This is a genomic window from Streptomyces sp. NBC_00286, assembly GCF_036173125.1.
Taxonomy (GTDB): Bacteria; Actinomycetota; Actinomycetes; order Streptomycetales; family Streptomycetaceae; genus Streptomyces.
Map to the genome: position 1 here is coordinate 523,307 of NZ_CP108054.1, position 19,036 is coordinate 542,342.

Annotated in this window: 21 protein-coding genes and 1 pseudogene; 13 read left to right on the forward strand and 9 right to left on the reverse strand. The window is 69.3% G+C overall.

The window, feature by feature from the left end:
* Positions 1 to 191: 191 nt before the first annotated feature.
* Together OHT21_RS02480 and OHT21_RS02485 are read left to right on the forward strand one after the other, a co-directional pair.
* Complete coding sequence (locus OHT21_RS02480) at positions 192 to 638, forward strand: SRPBCC family protein (protein WP_328766512.1); 447 nt, start codon at positions 192 to 194, stop codon at positions 636 to 638.
* An 11-nt stretch (positions 639 to 649) separates the two neighbouring features.
* Complete coding sequence (locus OHT21_RS02485; RefSeq protein WP_328766513.1) at positions 650 to 979, forward strand: TfoX/Sxy family protein; 330 nt, start codon at positions 650 to 652, stop codon at positions 977 to 979.
* A 55-nt stretch (positions 980 to 1,034) separates the two neighbouring features.
* Here the strand turns inward: OHT21_RS02485 and OHT21_RS02490 are convergent, their stop codons facing one another.
* The 3 genes from OHT21_RS02490 to OHT21_RS02500 form a co-directional block, all read right to left on the reverse strand.
* Positions 1,035 to 1,829 (reverse strand): class I SAM-dependent methyltransferase, encoded by a 795-nt coding sequence (locus OHT21_RS02490; protein WP_328766514.1) that lies wholly within the window; start codon positions 1,827 to 1,829, stop codon positions 1,035 to 1,037.
* Between the two features lie 195 nt (positions 1,830 to 2,024).
* Positions 2,025 to 2,861, reverse strand: coding sequence for an ABC transporter permease (locus tag OHT21_RS02495; RefSeq protein ID WP_328766515.1), 837 nt, complete (start codon positions 2,859 to 2,861; stop codon positions 2,025 to 2,027).
* A complete protein-coding gene (locus OHT21_RS02500; protein ID WP_328766516.1) occupies positions 2,861 to 3,796 on the reverse strand; it encodes an ABC transporter ATP-binding protein in 936 nt (311 codons plus the stop codon). The genes OHT21_RS02495 and OHT21_RS02500 overlap by 1 nt, the downstream gene beginning before the upstream one ends.
* 293 nt (positions 3,797 to 4,089) lie before the next feature.
* Between OHT21_RS02500 and OHT21_RS02505 the strand changes: the two genes are divergently transcribed.
* From OHT21_RS02505 to OHT21_RS02515, 3 genes are read left to right on the forward strand one after another with little or no spacing between them, the layout of a single operon-like run.
* Complete coding sequence (locus OHT21_RS02505) at positions 4,090 to 4,761, forward strand: GTP cyclohydrolase II (RefSeq protein WP_328766517.1); 672 nt, start codon at positions 4,090 to 4,092, stop codon at positions 4,759 to 4,761.
* A 50-nt stretch (positions 4,762 to 4,811) separates the two neighbouring features.
* The gene (locus OHT21_RS02510) at positions 4,812 to 5,096 is read left to right on the forward strand and encodes a DUF2218 domain-containing protein (RefSeq protein ID WP_328766519.1); all 285 of its coding nucleotides are present in this window, start codon (positions 4,812 to 4,814) and stop codon (positions 5,094 to 5,096) included.
* Positions 5,097 to 5,098: 2 nt separating this feature from the next.
* Positions 5,099 to 6,046 (forward strand): NADP-dependent oxidoreductase, encoded by a 948-nt coding sequence (locus tag OHT21_RS02515; protein ID WP_328766520.1) that lies wholly within the window; start codon positions 5,099 to 5,101, stop codon positions 6,044 to 6,046.
* Positions 6,047 to 6,064: 18 nt separating this feature from the next.
* Here OHT21_RS02515 and OHT21_RS02520 read toward each other — a convergent pair whose 3' ends face one another.
* Entirely contained in the window at positions 6,065 to 6,277 is a 213-nt protein-coding gene (locus OHT21_RS02520) for a hypothetical protein (RefSeq protein ID WP_328766521.1), read from the reverse strand.
* Positions 6,278 to 6,607: 330 nt separating this feature from the next.
* On the opposite strand from OHT21_RS02520, the gene OHT21_RS02525 reads away from it, so the two are divergent.
* Both OHT21_RS02525 and OHT21_RS02530 read left to right on the forward strand, forming a co-directional pair.
* Positions 6,608 to 7,966, forward strand: coding sequence for an alkaline phosphatase PhoX (locus OHT21_RS02525; RefSeq protein ID WP_328766522.1), 1,359 nt, complete (start codon positions 6,608 to 6,610; stop codon positions 7,964 to 7,966).
* Between the two features lie 122 nt (positions 7,967 to 8,088).
* On the forward strand, positions 8,089 to 8,751 hold the full coding sequence (locus tag OHT21_RS02530; protein ID WP_328766523.1) for a protein-L-isoaspartate(D-aspartate) O-methyltransferase: 663 nt from the start codon (positions 8,089 to 8,091) through the stop codon (positions 8,749 to 8,751).
* An 84-nt stretch (positions 8,752 to 8,835) separates the two neighbouring features.
* Here OHT21_RS02530 and OHT21_RS02535 read toward each other — a convergent pair whose 3' ends face one another.
* Positions 8,836 to 9,873, reverse strand: coding sequence for a LacI family DNA-binding transcriptional regulator (locus tag OHT21_RS02535; protein ID WP_328766524.1), 1,038 nt, complete (start codon positions 9,871 to 9,873; stop codon positions 8,836 to 8,838).
* 108 nt (positions 9,874 to 9,981) lie between these two features.
* On the opposite strand from OHT21_RS02535, the pseudogene OHT21_RS02540 reads away from it, so the two are divergent.
* Positions 9,982 to 10,838 (forward strand): annotated as a pseudogene (locus OHT21_RS02540) (sugar phosphate isomerase/epimerase family protein).
* 25 nt (positions 10,839 to 10,863) lie between these two features.
* On the opposite strand, the gene OHT21_RS02545 reads toward OHT21_RS02540, so the two are convergent.
* Positions 10,864 to 11,463 (reverse strand): DUF998 domain-containing protein, encoded by a 600-nt coding sequence (locus tag OHT21_RS02545; protein WP_328766525.1) that lies wholly within the window; start codon positions 11,461 to 11,463, stop codon positions 10,864 to 10,866.
* Positions 11,464 to 11,578: 115 nt separating this feature from the next.
* On the reverse strand, positions 11,579 to 12,031 hold the full coding sequence (locus tag OHT21_RS02550) for an ATP-binding protein (protein WP_328766526.1): 453 nt from the start codon (positions 12,029 to 12,031) through the stop codon (positions 11,579 to 11,581).
* A 336-nt stretch (positions 12,032 to 12,367) separates the two neighbouring features.
* On the opposite strand from OHT21_RS02550, the gene OHT21_RS02555 reads away from it, so the two are divergent.
* The 3 genes from OHT21_RS02555 to OHT21_RS02565 all read left to right on the forward strand — a co-directional run bounded on the left by OHT21_RS02555 (position 12,368) and on the right by OHT21_RS02565 (position 14,400).
* Positions 12,368 to 13,240: a helix-turn-helix domain-containing protein gene (locus OHT21_RS02555; protein ID WP_328766527.1), complete on the forward strand. Its 873-nt coding sequence runs from the start codon at positions 12,368 to 12,370 to the stop codon at positions 13,238 to 13,240.
* Entirely contained in the window at positions 13,237 to 13,488 is a 252-nt protein-coding gene (locus tag OHT21_RS02560; protein WP_328766528.1) for a DUF397 domain-containing protein, read from the forward strand. Before OHT21_RS02555 ends, OHT21_RS02560 begins: the two co-directional genes overlap by 4 nt.
* 81 nt (positions 13,489 to 13,569) lie before the next feature.
* On the forward strand, positions 13,570 to 14,400 hold the full coding sequence (locus OHT21_RS02565) for an SAM-dependent methyltransferase (RefSeq protein ID WP_328766529.1): 831 nt from the start codon (positions 13,570 to 13,572) through the stop codon (positions 14,398 to 14,400).
* Positions 14,401 to 14,816: 416 nt separating this feature from the next.
* Here OHT21_RS02565 and OHT21_RS02570 read toward each other — a convergent pair whose 3' ends face one another.
* Positions 14,817 to 15,401 (reverse strand): helix-turn-helix domain-containing protein, encoded by a 585-nt coding sequence (locus OHT21_RS02570; RefSeq protein WP_328766530.1) that lies wholly within the window; start codon positions 15,399 to 15,401, stop codon positions 14,817 to 14,819.
* 260 nt (positions 15,402 to 15,661) lie between these two features.
* Between OHT21_RS02570 and OHT21_RS02575 the strand changes: the two genes are divergently transcribed.
* Both OHT21_RS02575 and OHT21_RS02580 read left to right on the forward strand, forming a co-directional pair.
* Positions 15,662 to 16,369 (forward strand): B3/B4 domain-containing protein, encoded by a 708-nt coding sequence (locus OHT21_RS02575; RefSeq protein ID WP_328766532.1) that lies wholly within the window; start codon positions 15,662 to 15,664, stop codon positions 16,367 to 16,369.
* A gap of 657 nt (positions 16,370 to 17,026) precedes the next feature.
* Positions 17,027 to 17,173, forward strand: coding sequence for a DUF6537 domain-containing protein (locus OHT21_RS02580; RefSeq protein WP_328766533.1), 147 nt, complete (start codon positions 17,027 to 17,029; stop codon positions 17,171 to 17,173).
* Between the two features lie 135 nt (positions 17,174 to 17,308).
* On the opposite strand, the gene OHT21_RS02585 is transcribed toward OHT21_RS02580, so the two are convergent.
* A complete protein-coding gene (locus OHT21_RS02585) occupies positions 17,309 to 18,925 on the reverse strand; it encodes an alpha/beta hydrolase (RefSeq protein ID WP_328766534.1) in 1,617 nt (538 codons plus the stop codon).
* Between the last annotated feature and the right edge of the window lie 111 nt (positions 18,926 to 19,036).

A 19,036-nucleotide genomic window follows, 5' to 3' on the forward strand; every position in this document is an offset into this window, starting at 1 on the left:
CGGCGGCAGCGTCTCGCGAAAATCAGGCGTTGTCCCTCTGCGACGCACCAGCACATAGCGCTTTCCACTGGCATCCGAGAGCATCGGACGGCATCCGGCAGCTCGTCGTGCGCTCGCCTCCCGCCTGGAGGATCCTGGGCACGGCAACAGGGCCACGGGTCCGGGCCGGTCGAGGACAAGGCAGCAGCACGATGACGATCGACGTGAGCACGGAGCGCGTGATCCCGCTCCCGCCCGAGCAGGTCGCCGAGTACGCCATGGACTGGCGCCATGACGCCGAGTGGACCCAGGGCATCCGCACCGCCGAGCTGACCCGGGAGGCGGACGACGGCGGCTTCGGTGTGGGCGCCGAGGTCACCCGTAGGGCGTATTTCCTCGGTCGGCGCATCGACTACGTCCTGCGCGTCGCGGCGTACGAGCCACCCCGTCTGCTGGACATGCTCTCCGTGGCCGGACCGATGCCCATGCACGTCACCTACACCTTCGAGCAGAACCCGAGGGGCACTCTCGCCCGCATCCGCGTCCGGGGCGGCGAAGGTGGCTTCTACCGGCTGGCCGCGCCGTTGTTGGCCCGCCAGGTACGCTCCTCCATCGGCAAGGACCTGCGTGACCTCGAGCACCGGCTCGTCGGACGTTAGGAGGAACCGCTATGGCGTACGACGAGGGACTGGCGGAACGGATCCGACACCGGCTCGGCGCTGATCCGGACATCAAGGAGCAGCGGATGTTCGGCGGTCTCGCCTTCCTGTACCGCGGCAACATGGCCGTGTGCGTGAGCGGCGACGATCTCATGGTGCGGGTCGGCACCGACAACGCCGACGCTGCTCTGACCCGACCCGGCACACGCGTCATGGATATGAGCGGCCGCCCGATGCGCGGCTGGGTCCTCGTCGACGGGACCGCGCTCACGGAGGACGACATCCTCGGCCGGTGGATCGACGAGGGACGCGCCTTCGCCGCGACCTTCCCAGCCAAGTAACGTCTCGTCACGGAGCGGCGCTGAGGCGTACTGAGGAGTACTGAGGACCTACGCCTCAAGGCCTCCGGGCGAAGGCGACGAAGTTGGCGGCGAAGAACCTGACATCGCGCTCCTCGCGTTCCACCTTGCGGAACTCCTCGTCCCAGCGGGCGACGTCCTCCGGCGTGACCAGGCCTTCGGCGATCATGGCGTCGCGGGCGGCCCAGGCCGGACCGCGCATACCCGGTGGCGGCGTGATCACATTGATGTGGCCCTCAAAGGCGACGAGTTCCAGGCCGGCCGCGGTGAGCAGTTCATCGAGCCGGGTGCCGACGGTGAGGTCATTGCCGCGTCGGCGGTGCAGTTCGCGGTACCGCTCGTCCATTTCCTCGTACGCCTCCGGGGCCCCACGCAGCCGGAAGGAGTCGGCGTCGACGTCGACGAGGTACACGGCTCCGCCACCGGGCTTGGCCAGCGTGGCGAGGTGATCGACGATCGCCTGCTCACGGCCACCGTTGTGGGCCAGGACATGCCGGAGCATCACGACATCGAAGGTGTCGGCGGGCAGCCCGGTGGCCTCGGCGGACCCTGTCGCCGTGTGCACCCGCACCCCGGATTTCTCGGCGAGGGCGGATGCCACGGCCAGCGCGTCGCCGTCCCGGTCGACCGCCCACACCGCGCCGTCGGAACCGGCCGTGTCCGCCAGCCGCACCGCGATCGCGCCGGGTCCGCATCCCACATCCGCGATCCGCGCACCGGGAGCCACTCCTGCGGCCGCCCACAGGTCACGTTCCCTCGCCTCGGCGACTTCGGCCATGAGCCGGTACCGCTCGATCTCCGCATCGCTGAGGGCCAACGAATACTCGGACATTTCCATTTTCCCCGTCTGCTAAGAGAGACCGTCCATTTTGCCCAAGCATCGGATTCATGAGGGCAGGCGCAGCCGGGCCAGTACCGACGAACGGCACCACCCGCCCGTACGCCAGAGCCGTACGAACGGGCAGCAAGAGCTCCGGCAGCGACCGGCGCAGGCGCCGCCCTCAAGCACCGCCCTCAAGTCCCGCACTCACGCATCGCGCCGCTTGAGCAGAACCGCCGCGCCCGCCATGAGGACAACGAGGTACACGGCGAACACCGCCAGCCCGCCCCCGGGTGACAGCGCGTCGCCCTCCGTCTGCACCGCCATGATGGCGTTCCCGGCGCTCGACGGCAGGTACGGGCCGATGGCGTCGTTCCAGCTGCTGGGCAGCAGCTGGACCAGGCCGGGCACCACGAACAGTGCGCCCACCACGAGCGTGATCGCACCGGCTGTGTTGCGCAGCAGGGACCCGACCGCCAGGCCGATCAGGCCGGCGCCGGTCAGGTAGACCGCCGCGCCGATGACCGCGCGGAACACCCCCGGATCCGACAGCGCGGCGGTGTCCATGTCGCGGGAGGACAGGACCGACTGGCCGAGCAGGAAGGCTCCCAGGGCCGCGATGAGCATGAGTACGAAGCTCACCGCGGCGAAGACGACCACCTTGCCCCACAGCACGGGCAACCGGGCGGGCACCGCGGCGAGTGTGGCGCGGATGGTTCCGGTGGCGTACTCACCGGCGGTCATCAGCACTCCGAGCACCGCGATGGCCAGCGCGGCGAGCGTCACTCCGCCCAGGGTGATCGCGGTCGGGTCGCCGAAATCGTCCTCTCCGGGGCCCTCGCCCGAGCCGACCAGACTGCTGAACAGCAGCCCGAAGCCGACGAGAAGGCCCACCGTGATCGCCAGCGTCAAGGTCGTCGAGCGCAGCGACCGCAGCTTGATCCATTCCATGTGGATGACCCGCGGAAAGGTGACGCGCTGACGGTCCGCCGGCCGGGCGGCTGTGATGTTCGTGTCCTGCGGGGCGAGGTCTGTGGTGCTCATCAGTTCGTCCTTCCCGTCGTGACGGGTTCGGCGGAGGTGGCGTGGTATTCGACGGAGTCGCGGGTCAGTTCCATGAACGCCTCCTCGAGGGAGGCTTCCTGCCGGAACAGTTCATGGAGCACCAGGCCGGCGGCCGCGGCGCGTTCGCCGATCTCGGCCGCTTCCAGTCCGGTGACGTCCAGGACGCCGGGCTCGCTGGTGGAAACCGAGACGCCGTCGCCCAGCAGCAGGGCGCGCAGGTCCGCGGCCTGCGGGGAGCGCACTCGTACGCTGCGGGTGGAGGACCCGGCGATGAAGTCGGCGAGCGGACCGGCGGACAGGAGTCGCCCGCGTCCGATCACGATCAGGTCCTCGGCGATCAGCGCCATCTCGCTCATCAGGTGGGAGGAGACGAAGACGGTCCGCCCCCGGTCGGCGAGATCCTTGAGCAGGTTGCGGATCCACAACACGCCTTCTGGATCAAGGCCGTTGACCGGCTCATCGAGCATCACGACCTGGGGGTCACCGAGCAGCGCCGAGGCGATGCCGAGCCGTTGGCCCATGCCGAGCGAGAAGCCGCCCGCCCGCTTGCGGGTCACCTCCGTCAGCCCGACCATGTCGATCACTTCCAGCACCCGCCGCTTGCCGATGCCGTTGCTCGCCGCCAGAGCCAGCAGGTGGTCATAGGCCGAGCGCCCGGGGTGGATCGCCTTCGCCTCCAGCAGCGCCCCGATCTCGTGCAGCGGCGCCTTGTGCTGCTCGTACGGGCGGCCGTTGATACGCGTCGTGCCGGACGACGGCCGGTCAAGACCCATGATCATCCGCATCGTGGTCGACTTTCCCGCGCCGTTGGGCCCGAGGAATCCGGTGACCACTCCAGGGCGCACAGCAAAGCTGAGTTCATCGACGGCGAGCTTGTCGCCGTACCTCTTGCTGAGGTCGGTTACCTCGATCACAACAATCCACCTCATGTCTTTTGAGGCTTCAAGGCTCTCGAGAAACGCGGGCGCGGGCGTCAACCCACGGCGTGCAGTGTGCGTACCACGACCGCAGTACGTCGTCGCCCAGGACAGCGACCGTAGGTTGATCCCGCCGATGTCGCGGTCTGCACCGCGCAGCCCCTCGAGCCGGCGTGATCGGCACCACACGCTTCGGTGTGTTCAAAATTTGAAGCACAGGCTATCGTTCAAGCATTCAAGCATCGAGCTTCACATCTGAACCGCGCTCGTCCGATCCTCGAGGAGCCCTCATGCACGCGTCCCTCTCAGCAGGTCAGACCGTTCTCGGCAGTGCTGCGGTACGCACGCGCGTGACCATCCCGCTGCGTTTCCCCGACGGGTACGAGGTCACCGCCGAGGCCGTCACCTTCGGCGGTCTGGCCGACGGCAAGGAGCATGTGGCGCTCGTCCTCGGCGACCCCACGGCGGGCGCGGCACCGCTGGTGCGGCTGCACTCCGAGTGCCTGACCGGGGACGTGTTCGGCTCGGCCCGCTGCGACTGCGGCCCGCAGCTGCGCGAAGCCGTGGAGCGCATCGCCGCCACCGGAGGCGTCCTGCTCTACCTCCGCCAGGAGGGCCGCGGCATCGGGCTCTACAACAAGCTCGACGCCTACGCCCTCCAGGACGCGGGCCTGGACACCTACGAGGCCAACACCGCGCTCGGACTGCCCGAGGACGCCCGCGACTACACCGCCGCCGCCCAGATGCTCGCCGCCCTCGACATCGCCGAGCTGGACATGCTCACCAACAACCCTGACAAGGCAGGGCAGTTGAGGGACCTGGGCGTCGCCGTTCGCTTCATCCGGCGGACCGGTGTCTTCGCCACCGACGACAACGTCCGTTACCTGCACGCCAAGGCCCAGCACACCCACCACACCATCGCGCTGCCCGACACGGCCACGGTCACCGCCCTGGTCGGCTGACCGCACCAGGGGCTGCGGGCCCATCCGATCCCCACACCCAGGAGCCACCCATGCCTTCCTCCCTCGGCCGTGTCACGACCGACGCCGCCCCGCGCTACGCCAAGCAGTTCGCCTCCCACTTCGGCCGCAAGATCCCCGTAGAGGAGACCCCGGACGGCGGCCACCGCCTCGCCTTCCAGGAAACCGAGGTCGTACTCCAGCCCGCGGACGACCACCTGCTGATCCGCGTCACCTCACCGGACGGGACCACGCTCACCGCCATCCAGGACGTGGTGAGCAGCCATCTCGAACGTTTCGGCCGCCGCAACGAACTCACCGTCACCTGGGAGGCATAGCCATGAAGGCAGTCGTCATCACCGGCTTCGGAGCCGAGCCCCGGCTGACCGACCTGCCCGTACCGCAGCCGGGTCCGGGCGAGGTGCTGGTGCGCCTGCACGCCGCCGCGCTCAATCCCTTCGACTGGAAGGTCGCCGACGGCGCCCTGAGGAACGCCGTCGAGCACGAGTTCCCGCTCGTCATGGGCTCGGACGGCGCCGGAGTGGTCGAGAGTATTGGCGCCGGGGTGACCCGCTTCCGGCCCGGCGACACCGTCTACGGCCAGTTCATGAGCGTCCAGCACGGGCGCGGCTCGTACGCCGAGTACGTCCTGGCCCCCGAGGACGGCAAGCTCGCCCGCACACCCGACAGCCTGCCGTTCCCCGTCGCCGCGGCACTGCCCACGGCCAGCATGACCGCCTACCAGGCCATCGAGACGGCCCGGCTCGACACCGGGCACGTCATCCTCGTCAACGGCGCCTCCGGCGGCGTGGGCCAGTCCGCCGTCCAGTTCGCCGCCCTCCAGGGGGCCCGGATGCTGGCCACGGCGACCCCCGACATCGCCGACCATCTCCGCGACCTCGGCGCCCACGAAACCATCGACTTCCACGCCGCACCCACCGCCCAACAGGTCCTGGCCGCCTACCCCGACGGCATCGACGCCGTCCTCGACCTGATCACCATGCACGGCGGCGACACCGACTCCTTGGCAGGCCTGCTCAAACCCGGCGGCATCCTGGTCAGCACCAACGGCGCCGCCGACCCCGACGCGCTGGCCGCCCGAGGGGTCCGCGGCGTCAACCTCTCCAACAACCCCAGCCGCGCAGAACTCGAGGCCCTCGCCGACCTCGCCGCCGCGGGCAAACTCCGGGTCACGATCGACGCCGAAGTCCCCCTGGCCGACGCCCCCGCCGCGGTGGCCCGCGCCCGCACCGGACACTCCCGCGGCAAGACCGTCATCCTCCTCTGACCAGGCCCTCCGGCCCGTCTACTCGTCGGTGCGGTACACAGCGATCTCGGTCAGCGTCGGGGTGTACTGCTCCGTCGCGATCTGCCCGGTCAGCGCCACCCGGAGCCGGGAGGTCGTGACGCTGCCGAAGCCGGTCACGGTGCGGTCGTGCCCGATGCCGTCGTCGCGGCTCGCGAAGGTCACCCACTGGCCGGCCCCGGGGTCCCAGCGCTGGAGGTCGAAGGACCGCACGCGTGGGTTGGTGCCCGAGTCGGTGTACTCGTCCAGGTAGACCTCGTCGAGAGCCGTATGCCCTGTTGGCGACGGGCTGACGCACCGGGCCGCGACCCCGCATCCACCAGCTACCCAGGGGCGCGGGGCTGTGACATTTGCGGCTCCGCCGCGGGGCGCGAGCAACCACAGGCAACCCGCAGCCGCCCCACCGCCGGAGGCACCCCGCGGAGCGCTCACGTTCTCCCAACGCTCACTCCCCGTTGGGCAAACAACCAAGCCCTGCCTCCTAGGGTGACACCCGCCGCCCCCTCGTTCGTCGCATCGTTTTGTCGTATCGAGAGGACCCCCATGTCAGCCAAGTCCGCTGGAAGACCCACCCGTTCCGGTCCGGAACGACGCACTCTCCTGCGCGGAGCGGCCGTGGCCGCCGCCGCGTCCGTCCCCTTCCAGGCCCTCGCGGCGCGAACGGCGGCAGCCGCGCCGGTCAAGCTGGAATTCGACGCCGGGTACGGCCCGCTGCGCCCGGTCAAGGACCAGGCGACCGGACTGGAACTGCTGCAGCTGCCGCGCGGCTTCGAGTACATCTCCTACGGCTGGACCAACGACCTCATGGACGACGGGGTACGCACCCCGGGCTCGCACGACGGCATGGCGGCCTTCCGATACGACGACAAGCTCCACATCGTCCGCAACCACGAGCGCGGCGCCGGACCCGCCTTCACCGCCCCGGCCTACAACCCCGAGGCCGGCGGCGGCACCACCACGATGGTCTTCGACCCGGACGCGGGCAAATGGCTGGAGTCCTACGGCAGCCTCGGCGGCACCATCCGCAACTGCGCCGGCGGTCCCACCCCGTGGAACACCTGGCTGACCTGCGAGGAGACCTTCTCCACGACGGCCGGCAAGCGCCACGGTTACATCTTCGAGGTGGCTTCGGAGGGCAAGGGCAACCCCGAGCCGTACAAGGCAATGGGGCGGTTCAACCACGAGGCCATCGCCATCGACCCGGCGACCGGCTACGTCTACGAGACTGAGGACCGAGGCGACGCCTCCCTGTACCGCTTCGTGCCGGCGGTCCGTGGCGACCTGTCCAAGGGCGGCCGGCTGGAGGCCATGCGCATCGGCGCCGCGACGTACGACACCCGCCTGGACGGGGAGAAGGCGTACGGCACCGTCTCCTGGGTGCCCGTGGACGACGTCGACCCGGCGACGGACACGGTGCGGCTCCAGGCTCAGGCGAAGGGCGCCGCCGTCTTCAGCCGCCTCGAGGGCGCCTGGTACGGGAACGACCGCATCTACGTGATCACGACCGACGGCGGCCAGGCCCGCCAGGGGCAGGTCTTCGAACTCGACCCGGCCACCGACGAGTTCCGGGTGCTCTTCGCCTCCCCCGGCGCCGACGTGCTCAACGCTCCGGACAACATGTGCGTCAGCCCTCGCGGAGGCCTGGTGCTCTGCGAGGACGGCGGCGGCACCGAGTACGTCCATGGACTGACCACGGAGGGCGAGATTTTCCGCTTCGCCGTCAACAGCGTCGACCTTCGCGGCGGCACCGCGGGCAAGAACGTCCCGGCCGCCGACCACAGGGGCTCCGAGTGGGCCGGATCCGTATTCGAGCCGAAGAACGGCAACTGGCTGTTCGTCAACATCCAGACGCCCGGCATCACGTTCGCGATCACCGGCCCCTGGGCCCAGGGCGCGCTCTGATCCGTCCGTAGGGCATCGTCTGCCCGCAGGGTTGCCGGACGGGAGTCAGACCTGGTCCGGCAACCCTCACCCGCTCGCCCGGCTGCCACGAGCTTCCTAGGCTGAGGTGTGGTGAGCAGCCCATGAACTCCGCCGCCAGGAAGCCCGGAGATCTCGTGCGAGCCCTCGCAGCCGCCGGGATCAGGGACGAGCGGCTGCTCGATGCCGTACGGACGACGCCCCGGGCGGAATTCGTTCCGGCCTGTCAGGTGGCCGCCGCATACCGCGACGAACCCGTTGCGATCGGGGAAGGGCAGGTCACGACTCAGCCGTCGCTGTCCGCCATGATGATCGAGTGCCTTGGCCTGGAGGGGTACGAGCATGTCCTTGAGATCGGTACCGGTCTCGGCTTCCAGACGGCGCTGCTCGCCCGGCTCGCCGCCGACGTGGTCAGCATCGAGATGCGCCCGGACCTCGCCCGCCAGGCGCGTGACAATCTCGCGCGGCAGCGGGTCCAGAACGTGGAGCTACGAGTCGGCGACGGCAGCGGCGGCGTGCCGGACCGCGCTCCGTACGACGCGATCGTCGTGTCGGCCGCATTCCCGGAGGTGCCCGCACCGCTGATCGCACAGGTGCGGCCGTCCGGCCGCCTGGTGCAGCCGATCGGGCCGGGCGGACACGAGCGCGTCGTGTGCTTCGTACGCACCCCATCCGGGCTGGAGCAACGGCGGATGGTGACCGCGGCCCGCTTTGTCCGGCTGCAGGGACGGTACGGCTTTCCGCAGGACGACGCGGGTCCTCCTTGAGGGGCGGTCCGTCGACCGCGTGGCGACGCGCCCTGCGACGGCGCGGCGGGAGGCGCCTGCCCCGCATGCAGCCCACCTGCCGGATCAGCGCGGCTGAGCCGTACTCCCCCGCACCACCAGCGACGGAGCGAGGACGATCTCGCGGGGCCCGGTACGCCCCTGGTCGAGGCGCTCGACGGCGGCCGTCACGGCCTGGCGGGCCTGTTCCTCGGCGTTCTGGCTGACGGTGGTGAGGTCGAAGGCGGCCAGCCGGGACAGGGTGTCGTCGTCGTAGCCGGCGACGGAAACCGTGCCGGGGACGTCGATCCCGGCTCGCCGGAAGGCGGTGAGCAGGCCGATGGCGCTCTGGTCGTTGTAGGCCACGACGGCGGTCGGCAGATCGCCTGCGTCGAGGAAGTGCAGGCCGGCCTTCTCGCCGGCTTCCTCCGTGATGTTCCCGTGCAGGACGCTGATCTGCCCGTCGAGACCGTGACGGCGCATGGCACTCCGGTAGCCGCGGCGCCGGTCGATGGCGATGACACCCTTGCCGCCGTCGACGTACGCGATCGCGCGGTGTCCGAGGCCCACCAGGTGGTCGACGATCTGGCCGACTCCGTCGTCGTCGGCGCTGCGGACGACGTCCAGTTCGGCCCCGGTGATCCGGCGGCCGACGGAGATGACGGGCGCCCTGCGGTCGAGCTCGGCGAGGACGGAGGCGGGGGCCACCGGGCCGAGCAGGAGCAGTGCCTCGCAGCGGAAGGCCAGGAGCGTCTCGATGGCCGTGTTCTCGTCGCGGGTACGGGTCAGGGTGCTCAGGACGAGGTCGTAACACACCTCTTCGGCGGCCGTGTGCAGGTGCTCGACCAACTCGGCGTGGAACGGACTGTGGATGTCGACCATGACGCCGAGCAGCCGGCTGCGCCTGCTGGCCAGGGCGCTGGCGGTGCGGTCGGGGCGGTAACCGAGTTCGGCGGCGGCCTTCAGGACGCGCTGCCGGGTGCGCTCACTGGGCCCGGGCACGCCCCGCAACACCAGTGACACCGACGCCGTCGACAGGCCGACGCGCGCGGCTACGTCCTCCAGGCGGGGACGCGGAGCGGCGCCGTTGCCGCCCGCGGGGGCACCGGAGCCGACCTCGTCCACGCGACCTCCCTGGTCTTTGGGCCACACCCTTGACATCCATCTGCGACGCGCCGATAGTACCAGCACTTAAAGCGCTTTAAGGCGGCCGCACCGAGAAGCCACACCACCATGAAGATCGCCCTCGACCCGTACATGATCCGCAGGACCCCCCTGCTCGAACTGCCCGCCGTGGTAGCCGAGTTGGACTACGAGTGGATCGAGCTCTCGCCGCGCGAGGTTCCCGTTCTTCCGCCACCCGCGCGTCGACGACGACACGGTCGCAAAGTTCCGCAAGGCCTTGGCGGGCGCGGGCGTCGGTCGGCATCTCGTCCGTACTCCCGCTGTTCCGTTGGTCGGGTCCGGACGAGGACGCGCGGCAGGCCGCCGTACGGTACTGGAAGCGGGCCATCCAGATCAGCGCGGATCTCGGCGTCACCAGCATGATCTCCGAGTTCAACGGCCGCCCCGAGGACCCGGACCGCAGCGAGGCCCAGTTCTGGAAGTCCATGGCCGAACTGCTGCCGCTGTTCGAACGCGAGGGCATCCACCTCGCCCTGGAGCCGCACCCCGACGACTTCATCGAGAACGGCTACGACGCGATCAACCTCATCCGCGGTATCAACCACCCGAACGTCAGATTCCTCTACTGCGCCCCGCACACCTTCCACATCGGCAACGACGCCCCCGGCATCATCGAGTACGCGGGCGACCTGCTCACCCACGTCCACCTCGCCGACGCCTTCGACCACACCGCATCCTCGGGCAACCGCTAGATCCTCAACCCGCCCGGCACCCCGGCCCGCATCCACCAGCACCTGAACATGGGCGAGGGCGAGGTCGACTTCGGGGAACTCTTCCGCGAGCTCAATGCGGTCGGTTTCGACAGCACCTTCACGGCTTGTGTGTTCGCCTGGGAGGAGAAGGCGAAGGAGTCCTCCGTATTCATGCGGAAGAAGATCGGCGAATATCTCGCCAATGGGAAGTGAAGCCCCTTCATCAGGCATTCACCACTCACATCGCAGATTCCCCCTCGTCGGTATGGCGAACGCAGGAAGCGACGACCACGAAAGGCCAGAGGGACTGGATCGAGGTCACCACGCGTTCGGCGACGCCGGCGGCACCATGACGGTTCATTTCAAGTACGAACCATGCCGCCGTGACAGTCATCAGGGCGGTCGCCGCGAAAGAGGGCGCGGGCCGGAGCCCCCAGGGCGCGCCCCTTCGGCGATCGGCTGCCAGAACCGGCCACACCGCCAGGAGAGCGAATCCGGCCCCGGCGATGAAGCCGTGACGTAGCGAACCTCCACTGCTCGGCGCCGGGAACAGCGCCACGGCCAGGGTCACCGCTCCCCCGCCGGCCAGCGCCACACGACCGGCGAGTGCGGCCGCGCGCAGCCCCCAGGCGGTCAGCAGGTGGCAGGCGCCCAGGGCGAGCAGCCCTGCGGTCATCACCCAGGATCCGGCGGCCCCGTACGCGGCCAGGACGCTGATCGTCTGGCTGACGGGGTCGTAGGCGGGCCCCTCCAGCACCGCCGCGATCGCCCAGCCTCCGGCCAGTAGGACGGGCGCACACCCCGACGAGAGCAAGGCCCACCTAGGAACAATTCGCATCAAGACACCGTAAAACGCCCATCCGGGAAGATACGGTTCCTGTCCCGGTCAGTCCCGCCTCTTCACTTCCGGCACTTCCGGCACCCTTGGCACTTCCGGTACCTCCGGTACGGAGTCACCCGCACCCCGAGGCAAAGGCCGCCCACACCGTGTTCCCCCCGGTGAGAACGGAGCGCTCGGCGCCCCACGCGTCCGCGAAGTGCTCCACGAGTAACAGTCCACGGCCGCCTTCGTCCTCCGGGCTCGGGTCGCGTGGGGGCAGGGTCCGCGCCGTGAGGCCCTCGTCGTGCACTTCGAGGTGGAGCAGCCGGTCCGCGGTGAGGCCGGCGCAGCAGAGGATCCGCGCACTGGGAGTGTGGCGTATCGCGTTCGTGACCAGCTCGGAAAGGATCAGGAGCGCGTCCTCGCGCACCTGCTCGGGCAGTCGCCAGGTGCGCAGCCGCTCGCCCATTACGCGCCGGGCTTCACCGACGCCGGCCGGGCATGCCTTGAGTTCGAGCCAGTGGACCCTGGACGGGGCGGTGCCGGCCAGGAGTTGGGGGGAGGGAGGGGACGTAAGGGAGGGCACGGTGGTCGCCTTCCGTCAGGGGACGGGTAGTGCGAGGAGCTGAGGGGGGAGCCTCACCGGGCCGACGTGGGGGTCGTCCGGTGTGGCAGCTGGTGCCCGATTCGACCGTGATGCACGTCAACTCCCGGATCGCGTCCGGGAGTTGATGAGTGTCATCGCGGTCGGTGAGATCGGTCATGGTGACACTATGCTGCCCGGTCCGTTCAAGCTGCAACCTCCTGCCTGATAATTTCAGGAGGCCGGTATCCGGCTGGCGTCATCACCAAGTCGCTGTCACACTCATGCCGGTGACACTCCTTCAGCTCCGCCGGTGACACTCACTCAGGAGGTAAGACCGTGAGCGAAGCCCGTTCGGGCGCCGGCAGCGGCGCTCCCACCGTTCTGCGCATGATCCTCGGCAAGCGGCTGCAGGACCTGCGGCTGAGCGCCGGGGTGTCGCTGGACGAGGCGGCCAAGGCCCTGCGGGTGAAGCCGTTGACGATTCGGCGGCTGGAGAAGGCCGAGGTCAGCCTCAAGATCCTGTACGTGGAGCTGCTGCTGCAGACGTACGGGGTCGACCGGCAGGAGATCGACGAGTTCATCGAGCTGGCCGAAAAGGCCAACCGGCCTGGCTGGTGGCACCGCTACCGCGATGTGCTGCCCGGCTGGTTCACCGCCTACGTCAGCCTGGAGAGCGGCGCCAGGACCCTGCGTACGTACGAGCCCCACTACGTCACGGGCCTGCTGCAGACCCGCGGGTACGCCCGGGCCGTACTGCGCGCCGGCTTTCCCAACGACAGCGACGAGGAACTCGAGCGGAGAGTCGATCTGCGCCTGCGCAGACAGAGCCTGCTGACGAAGCCTGCGGCGCCCACCCTGTGGGTGGTGATGGAAGAGGCCGTACTGCACCGGGTCGTCGGCGGTCCTGAAGTGATGCGCGAGCAGATCGACGCGCTGCTGGCGGCGGCCGAGATGGAGCATGTCAGCCTCGACATCGTGCCGTTCAGCGCGGGCGCGCACACCGGAGCGTTCGCCGCCTTCACCTACTTCCGTTTCGACGAGCCGGAGTTGCCGGACATCGTCTACACCGAGCTTCTCTCCGGTGCCGTCTACCTCGACCAGCGCTCCGACGTGTCCGCCCATCTCGAGGCGCACAACCGGATGTCCCTGCTGACGTCGACCACTGAGAGCAAGGCTCTCCTGAACCGCATGCGCAAGGAGTACACATGAGCAGCACCGGCAGCGGTACCTACAACGGCATGCCCGCGACGGCCCTCGGTGAGCAGGGCTGGGAGTGCCCGTGGAGCGGTACCAGCGGCGGGCAGTGCGTGGAGACGAAGCGGCTCGCCGACGGCCGGGTGGCCTTTCGGCAGTCGACGGATCCCGCCGGTCCCGCGCTGATCTACACGCCGGAGGAGTTCAGCGCGTTCGTCACGGGGATCAAGAACGGGCTCGCCGATCACCTGACGAAGAGCTGAACCAGGACAGCGACAAGCAGCACCCGTACCAGCCTCCCCCAACCTGGCCGGCATGCCGAAGCACACCTCTGAAGGGACACGATGACCTCCCCCCACACCGCGCGGCACATCGACACCAGCAGGCCACACTCGGCCCGCATGTACGACTACTACCTCGGCGGCAAAGACCACTTCGACGTCGACAAGGAGGCTGCCGAGCGGGTCGCGGCGGCGTACCCCGGCATCTTCGTGTGCGCCAGGGAGAACCGCGCCTTCATGCACCGCGCCACCCGTGTCCTCGCCCGGGAGCACGGCATCCGGCAGTGGCTCGACATAGGCACCGGCATCCCGACCGAGCCCAATCTGCATCAGGTGGCGCAGGCCGTCGTCCCGCAGGCCAGGGTCGTGTACGCGGACAATGACCCGCTCGTCCTCAAGTACGCCGAGAGGCTGATGCACAGCGCCCCCGAGGGCCGTACGACCTATATCGAGGCAGACGTCAACGAGCCCGAAACGCTCCTGAACGCCCCCGAGTTGGCCGAAGTCCTCGACCTGTCCGAGCCGGTCGCGCTGTCCCTCAACGCCCTCATGCACTTCGTCCCCGACGCCCAGAACCCGTACGGGATCGTCGACCGCCTCATGAGCGTCCTCCCCTCGGGCAGCGCCCTCGCCCTGACTCACTGCACTCCGGACTTCGACCCCACGACGTGGGCGAACGTCACGAAGATCTACACCACCGCCGGAACCCCCGTGCAGTTCCGCGCCAAGACCGACGTCGCCCGCTTCTTCGACGGCCTCGACCTCCTCTCCCCCGGCATCACCCTCGGCCACCGCTGGCGTCCGGAGGCCGCGGACGACAGCACCGAGGGCCCCATGCCGGAGCCCACGGACGCCGAGGTCAGCCTCTGGGCAGGGGTGGGCATCAAGCCGTAGCGCTTTCTGCCCGACCGTCAGGAGGAGTCGCCGGGCCGGAGGGCCGCGAGCAGGCGTGGTGGGGCCTGGAGTGCTGTGCGTTGCATCAGGTCCAAGACGCCGTGCGTACCCGCCAATTCCGAGCCGCCGCCGGCCCGGCCGGGGCCGCCGTGCCGCAGGGCAGGGAGTGGGGAGCCCGTGGCCGGTTGTCTGCGCCATGTTCGCCGAGTCCATCAGGTGCAGTCGTCCGTGCCAGGGGGCCGCTGCCTGGAGGAAGGCGGTGGTCCAGGTGAGGTCGTCGCTGACGAGGGAGGCCGCGAGGCTGCCGCGGCCGCGCGCCACCAGGTCCGTCGCATGGGCCGTGTCGCGGTACGCCAGGACTGTCGCCGTCGGTCTGAAGGGTTCGACCTCGTGGGGTGCGGCGGCGTCCGGGCCGGTCAGATGTTGGAAGCGGGGCCGGGCGGCAGATGGACCGTCATGATCAGGTGGCAGGTCTCCGTGCCCGTGCCGCGGTAGGTGTGAGAGGTCTCGCCGTCGAACGTGGCGGTCTGTCCGGCTTCCACGGTGTGTTCCGTGCCGTCGACGATCAGGGTCATACGGCCGGAGGTGACGCTGACGGTTTCTACAACTCCGGCCTGGTGGGGGTGACTTGGGTACTCCTCGTCCGGTTCCAGTTGCCAGCGCCAGACCTCGACGGGGGCAGGGCCTGAGGTCGTCAGCATGAGGCGGGCCTCGCTCCCCCGTTCTCCGGTCCACAGGGGGGCCACGGTGTCGGCGGCCACGACGCGGACACGGCCCTCGGGCGGGCCCTGCATCAGGGCGGACACCGAGATGCCGAGAGTGTCGGCCAGCCGGACCAGGGTGGCGAGGTTGGGATTGCCCTGGGCCTTCTCCAGTGCCACCAGAGCTCCCTTGCTGACCTGGGATCGACGGCTGAGTTCCTCCAGGGACAGGCCTGCCCGGGTGCGGGCCGCCCGGACGTTGTGCGCGACCGTCCGCAGGGCTGCGGCTGTCTCGGCCATCTGATCTCCATCCTCGCCACTGGTCGCCGGCCACTTCAATGCACCGTGCGGTCGGTCGGTTGACACGGGACGGTCATTGCGTTGTACGGTGCGGTCGTTCGGTTGATAGTAGAGGATGCGCTGCGATCGCTCTGCTGCCGACCCTGGGCAGCCCGCACAGACCAGGTAGCGCCGCCGCCTGGACCGTATCGGCGCCTGGAAACCCTGACCCCGCCCCACCACCGCCCAAGCCCGGACGCAGGAAACGGAAAACCCCGCCCATGCCCGCCTTCCGCATCACCCCCACCGTCGCGGACGCCTTCCCCGACACCCTCATCGCCCTGGTCATCGCCTCCGGCCTGCGCGGCCGTGAACCCTGGCCGCACACCACCGCGGCCCTGGAAGACCTGGAGCAGCAGCTCGCCGAGGGCACTTGGCAGCCCGCCGAAGAGACCGACCCCCGCATCGAGGCCTGGCACACCGCCTACCGCTCCTTCGGCACCAACCCCCGCCGCATCCGCCCCAGCGTGGACGCGCTCGGCCGCCGCCTCGCCAAGAAGGGCAGCCTGCCGCGCATCAATCCGCCGGTCGACTCCTACAACGCCGTCTCCGTACGGCACGGCCTGCCCGCCGGCGCCTTCGATCTGGACCACGTCACCGGCGACGTCGACATCCGATACGCCGACGGCACCGAGTCCTTCACCCCGCTCGGCGAACCCGACACGGTCGAGAACCCCAAGCCCGGCGAGATCATCTACGCGGACACCACCGGCGTCCTGACCCGCCACTGGAACCACCGCGACGCCCACCGAACCCGCGTCACCGAGGACTCCACCCACGTCGCCTTCGTCCTCGAAACCCTCCACGCCACCCGCGACGGCGACCTCCTCAAGCTCGCGGCAGAGGAACTACAGGCCCTGCTAGCCCCGCACGCCACACAGACGGCCGTACACCACCTCAGCCCGGCACAGCCCCAGGCCACCACCTGAGCCGGCCGTCGACCACGATTCAGTGCTGCAGGCTGTCCCGCGACGACCCCGTCGCGGGTGCGGGCGGTGGTGGGGGTGCCACGGTCGTGCTCGGCGACCTTGACCGCGGGGTACGGTCCGCCGTCGCTTCCCGACGGCAGGCCGTACAGGTGCAGCCCCTCGTCCAGACCAGGGCAGGGCTCCGTCAAGTTCCGTGCTTGCGTGGAGGGTTGACGATCAGGCCGGTAGGGGCGGATAGCAGAGCAGGCACGGGGGTTCGTGATCATTGCGGTGTCGAAGCCAGATGATCACGAGGACATCCCGTGCCTGCTGTTGCATCTTCCCCTATCCCTGCCGTGCTGGAGAAGCTGGGGCCGCTGGATGCGGACCGGATCGCTGACCTGGACCCCTACCTCGAATCGGTTCCGGATCCGCGCTCACGCCGGGGCCGGCGGCGCAGCCCCAAGCCGGTCACTCTCAGACGCGTCCTTCAGGCACTTGACGGCGACGCCCTGGACCAGGCTGTGGGCGCCTACCTGGCCGACCGGCACCGCATCACCGCGTCCGCGGACATGCCCGAGACCCGATCGCGGCAGATCATCGCCGTGGACGGCAAGGCCCTCAAGGGCTCAGCCCGCCTGGCCGCGCTCGAACCGCGTCGACGCCACCTCACTCAGCGTGGCCGTGGAGATCGCCGCCCTGCCCGACATGGTCCGCGGCTACGAGTCGATCAAGGAACGCAACGTCGAGTCGTACCGCGCCGCGGTCGCCGAAGCACTCCGACGGTTCGACGAGCTCGCTTCGCCGGATCGGGGTAGCCAGTGAGCGGTCACCCTTCACCCCTCCCCGGAGGGACTTCGTTGGGACCGCCTCCTCGATCCCGGCCGTGGGAAGGTGGGAAGGCTGGTGGCGGATCTTCCGCAAAACCGCCCTGGCCGGGCGGTCCGGGGCGGTTCACCCTCAAGTGCCCTGCGTTTCGCATGTCTCATCGCGTGCCGGGAGTTCCCCGCTGGTCAAGTACTGGTTGACCTCGTGGTCGATGCACGCATTGCCGTACTGCCCGTAGAGGCCGTGCCGGTTGGCACCTTTCAGGGTGAGTAGCTTGGAACTCGGCAGCAGCCGGTGGAGTTCAGAGCTGCTCTTGTAAGTGGTCCGCGGATCGCCGGTTGCGGCCACGATCAGCATGGCGGCGTCGTCACGCACTCGGATGGGTTTCTCCGGCGGGGTTTTCCAGAAGGCGCACGGGACGATGTTGTTGGCGAGGGGCCCGAACAAGGGATGCGTGCGGCGGCTGGCTTCGATGTCCCGCCAGTACTGCTCGATATTGCGCGAAGCCGTGCCGTCCGCGCAGGCGAGAGCGGTCTGTACGGTGCCGAGGTTGGTGTCCTCGTCGGTCAGGAAGACCCGGAGAACCGCAGCGAACTCTGGTGTCAACGGGGCCGGTTGCCCGTCCGCGGCTTTCGCGAGGACGGAGAGCTGCCCGGCGAGGGCGTCACGGGCCGAGTCCGTGTCGTCCGAGAGTCCCATGAAGAGCAGCAGCGGCACCTGGGTGTCGTCGATTCGGAAGAGATCGGGAGCGGTCCCGACGGTCAGCGGCTTGCGTGCGGCCGCCGACATGACACGGTCGATGGTGGCCAGCACCTCGACGCGGGTGCGGCCGAGGGAGTAGGTGCCGCGGCGTTGCGCGGCCCAGGTCGCCCAGGCGGACAGGGCCTGCTCGTTCTCCGGTTCCAGACCCTTCAGCAGTTGAGGGGTGTAGCTGCTGGGGGCGACGGACCCGTCGAGCACCATGCGGTCGAAGCGGCCGGGGAACATCTGGGTGTAGACCGTGCCCAGGTAGGTGCCGTACGAGTAGCCCAGGTAGGAGATCCTCCGTTCATCGAGCGCGCCCCGGATGACGTCCATGTCGCGAGCCGTGTTACGTGTGTTGATGTGCGGCAGCACCGATGCGTTGGTGGCCCGGCACTTGTCGGCCAGGCTCTTTTGCAGCTCAACCTGACGATCGAAACTGGCCCGGCTGAGGCCGGCCGAGAAAAGAGCGTTGCCGATCGGCCAGCCACAGTCCAGCGGGGTGCTGCGTCCGACAAAGCGCGGATCGAATCCGATGATGTCGTAGCGGGCCCCGACTTCTCCCATCGCCGCTCGGACGTCCGGCGGGGACGCCAGGGCAGGAACTCCAGGGCCACCGTTGTTGATCAGAATCGAGCCGATACGACGACGGGTGTCGGTGGCCTGAAGGCGCGACATCGCCACGGGGATCGTTCGGCCTTGAGGGACTGCGTAGTCAAGCGGCACGGTCAGGTTCGCGCACTCTGCGCCGGCTTTGTCCAAGTCCTGGCCGGTGGTGTCGTCGGGGTCGTGTGCGCACTTCCCCCAAGCAAGGTGCTGATCATAGAAACGGCCGAGCCCGGGTACGGCACTGGCTGCGCTCTTGCCCGTAGAAGCCTCGCGTTCTGCAACGGTGGCTTCTGGGCTGGTGCCGGTGGCTTCTGGGCCGGCGGCGGTGCAGGCCGTGAGGCCCGCCAAAACCAGAGCCGCTGCTGCGGTACGGTACGTCGCCGCACGTATTGTGATCATGGCGCTGTTCCTCGGGGTGGGGCGCGCTTCAGGCGCGAGAACGAGGCGTCCAGGGCCATCGGCTGGAGATCCATCGGCCCGGTCACCGTCTTACGCAATCGACGCTAGAAG

Coding starts and splice junctions, on each gene's coding strand:
- OHT21_RS02480 (WP_328766512.1), top strand. CDS start 192: ATGACGATCGACGTGAGCACGGAGCGCGTGATCCCGCTCCCGCCCGAG.
- OHT21_RS02485 (WP_328766513.1), top strand. CDS start 650: ATGGCGTACGACGAGGGACTGGCGGAACGGATCCGACACCGGCTCGGC.
- OHT21_RS02490 (WP_328766514.1), bottom strand. CDS start 1,829: ATGTCCGAGTATTCGTTGGCCCTCAGCGATGCGGAGATCGAGCGGTAC.
- OHT21_RS02495 (WP_328766515.1), bottom strand. CDS start 2,861: ATGAGCACCACAGACCTCGCCCCGCAGGACACGAACATCACAGCCGCC.
- OHT21_RS02505 (WP_328766517.1), top strand. CDS start 4,090: ATGCACGCGTCCCTCTCAGCAGGTCAGACCGTTCTCGGCAGTGCTGCG.
- OHT21_RS02510 (WP_328766519.1), top strand. CDS start 4,812: ATGCCTTCCTCCCTCGGCCGTGTCACGACCGACGCCGCCCCGCGCTAC.
- OHT21_RS02515 (WP_328766520.1), top strand. CDS start 5,099: ATGAAGGCAGTCGTCATCACCGGCTTCGGAGCCGAGCCCCGGCTGACC.
- OHT21_RS02525 (WP_328766522.1), top strand. CDS start 6,608: ATGTCAGCCAAGTCCGCTGGAAGACCCACCCGTTCCGGTCCGGAACGA.
- OHT21_RS02530 (WP_328766523.1), top strand. CDS start 8,089: ATGAACTCCGCCGCCAGGAAGCCCGGAGATCTCGTGCGAGCCCTCGCA.
- OHT21_RS02545 (WP_328766525.1), bottom strand. CDS start 11,463: ATGCGAATTGTTCCTAGGTGGGCCTTGCTCTCGTCGGGGTGTGCGCCC.
- OHT21_RS02560 (WP_328766528.1), top strand. CDS start 13,237: ATGAGCAGCACCGGCAGCGGTACCTACAACGGCATGCCCGCGACGGCC.
- OHT21_RS02565 (WP_328766529.1), top strand. CDS start 13,570: ATGACCTCCCCCCACACCGCGCGGCACATCGACACCAGCAGGCCACAC.
- OHT21_RS02570 (WP_328766530.1), bottom strand. CDS start 15,401: ATGGCCGAGACAGCCGCAGCCCTGCGGACGGTCGCGCACAACGTCCGG.
- OHT21_RS02575 (WP_328766532.1), top strand. CDS start 15,662: ATGCCCGCCTTCCGCATCACCCCCACCGTCGCGGACGCCTTCCCCGAC.
- OHT21_RS02585 (WP_328766534.1), bottom strand. CDS start 18,925: ATGATCACAATACGTGCGGCGACGTACCGTACCGCAGCAGCGGCTCTG.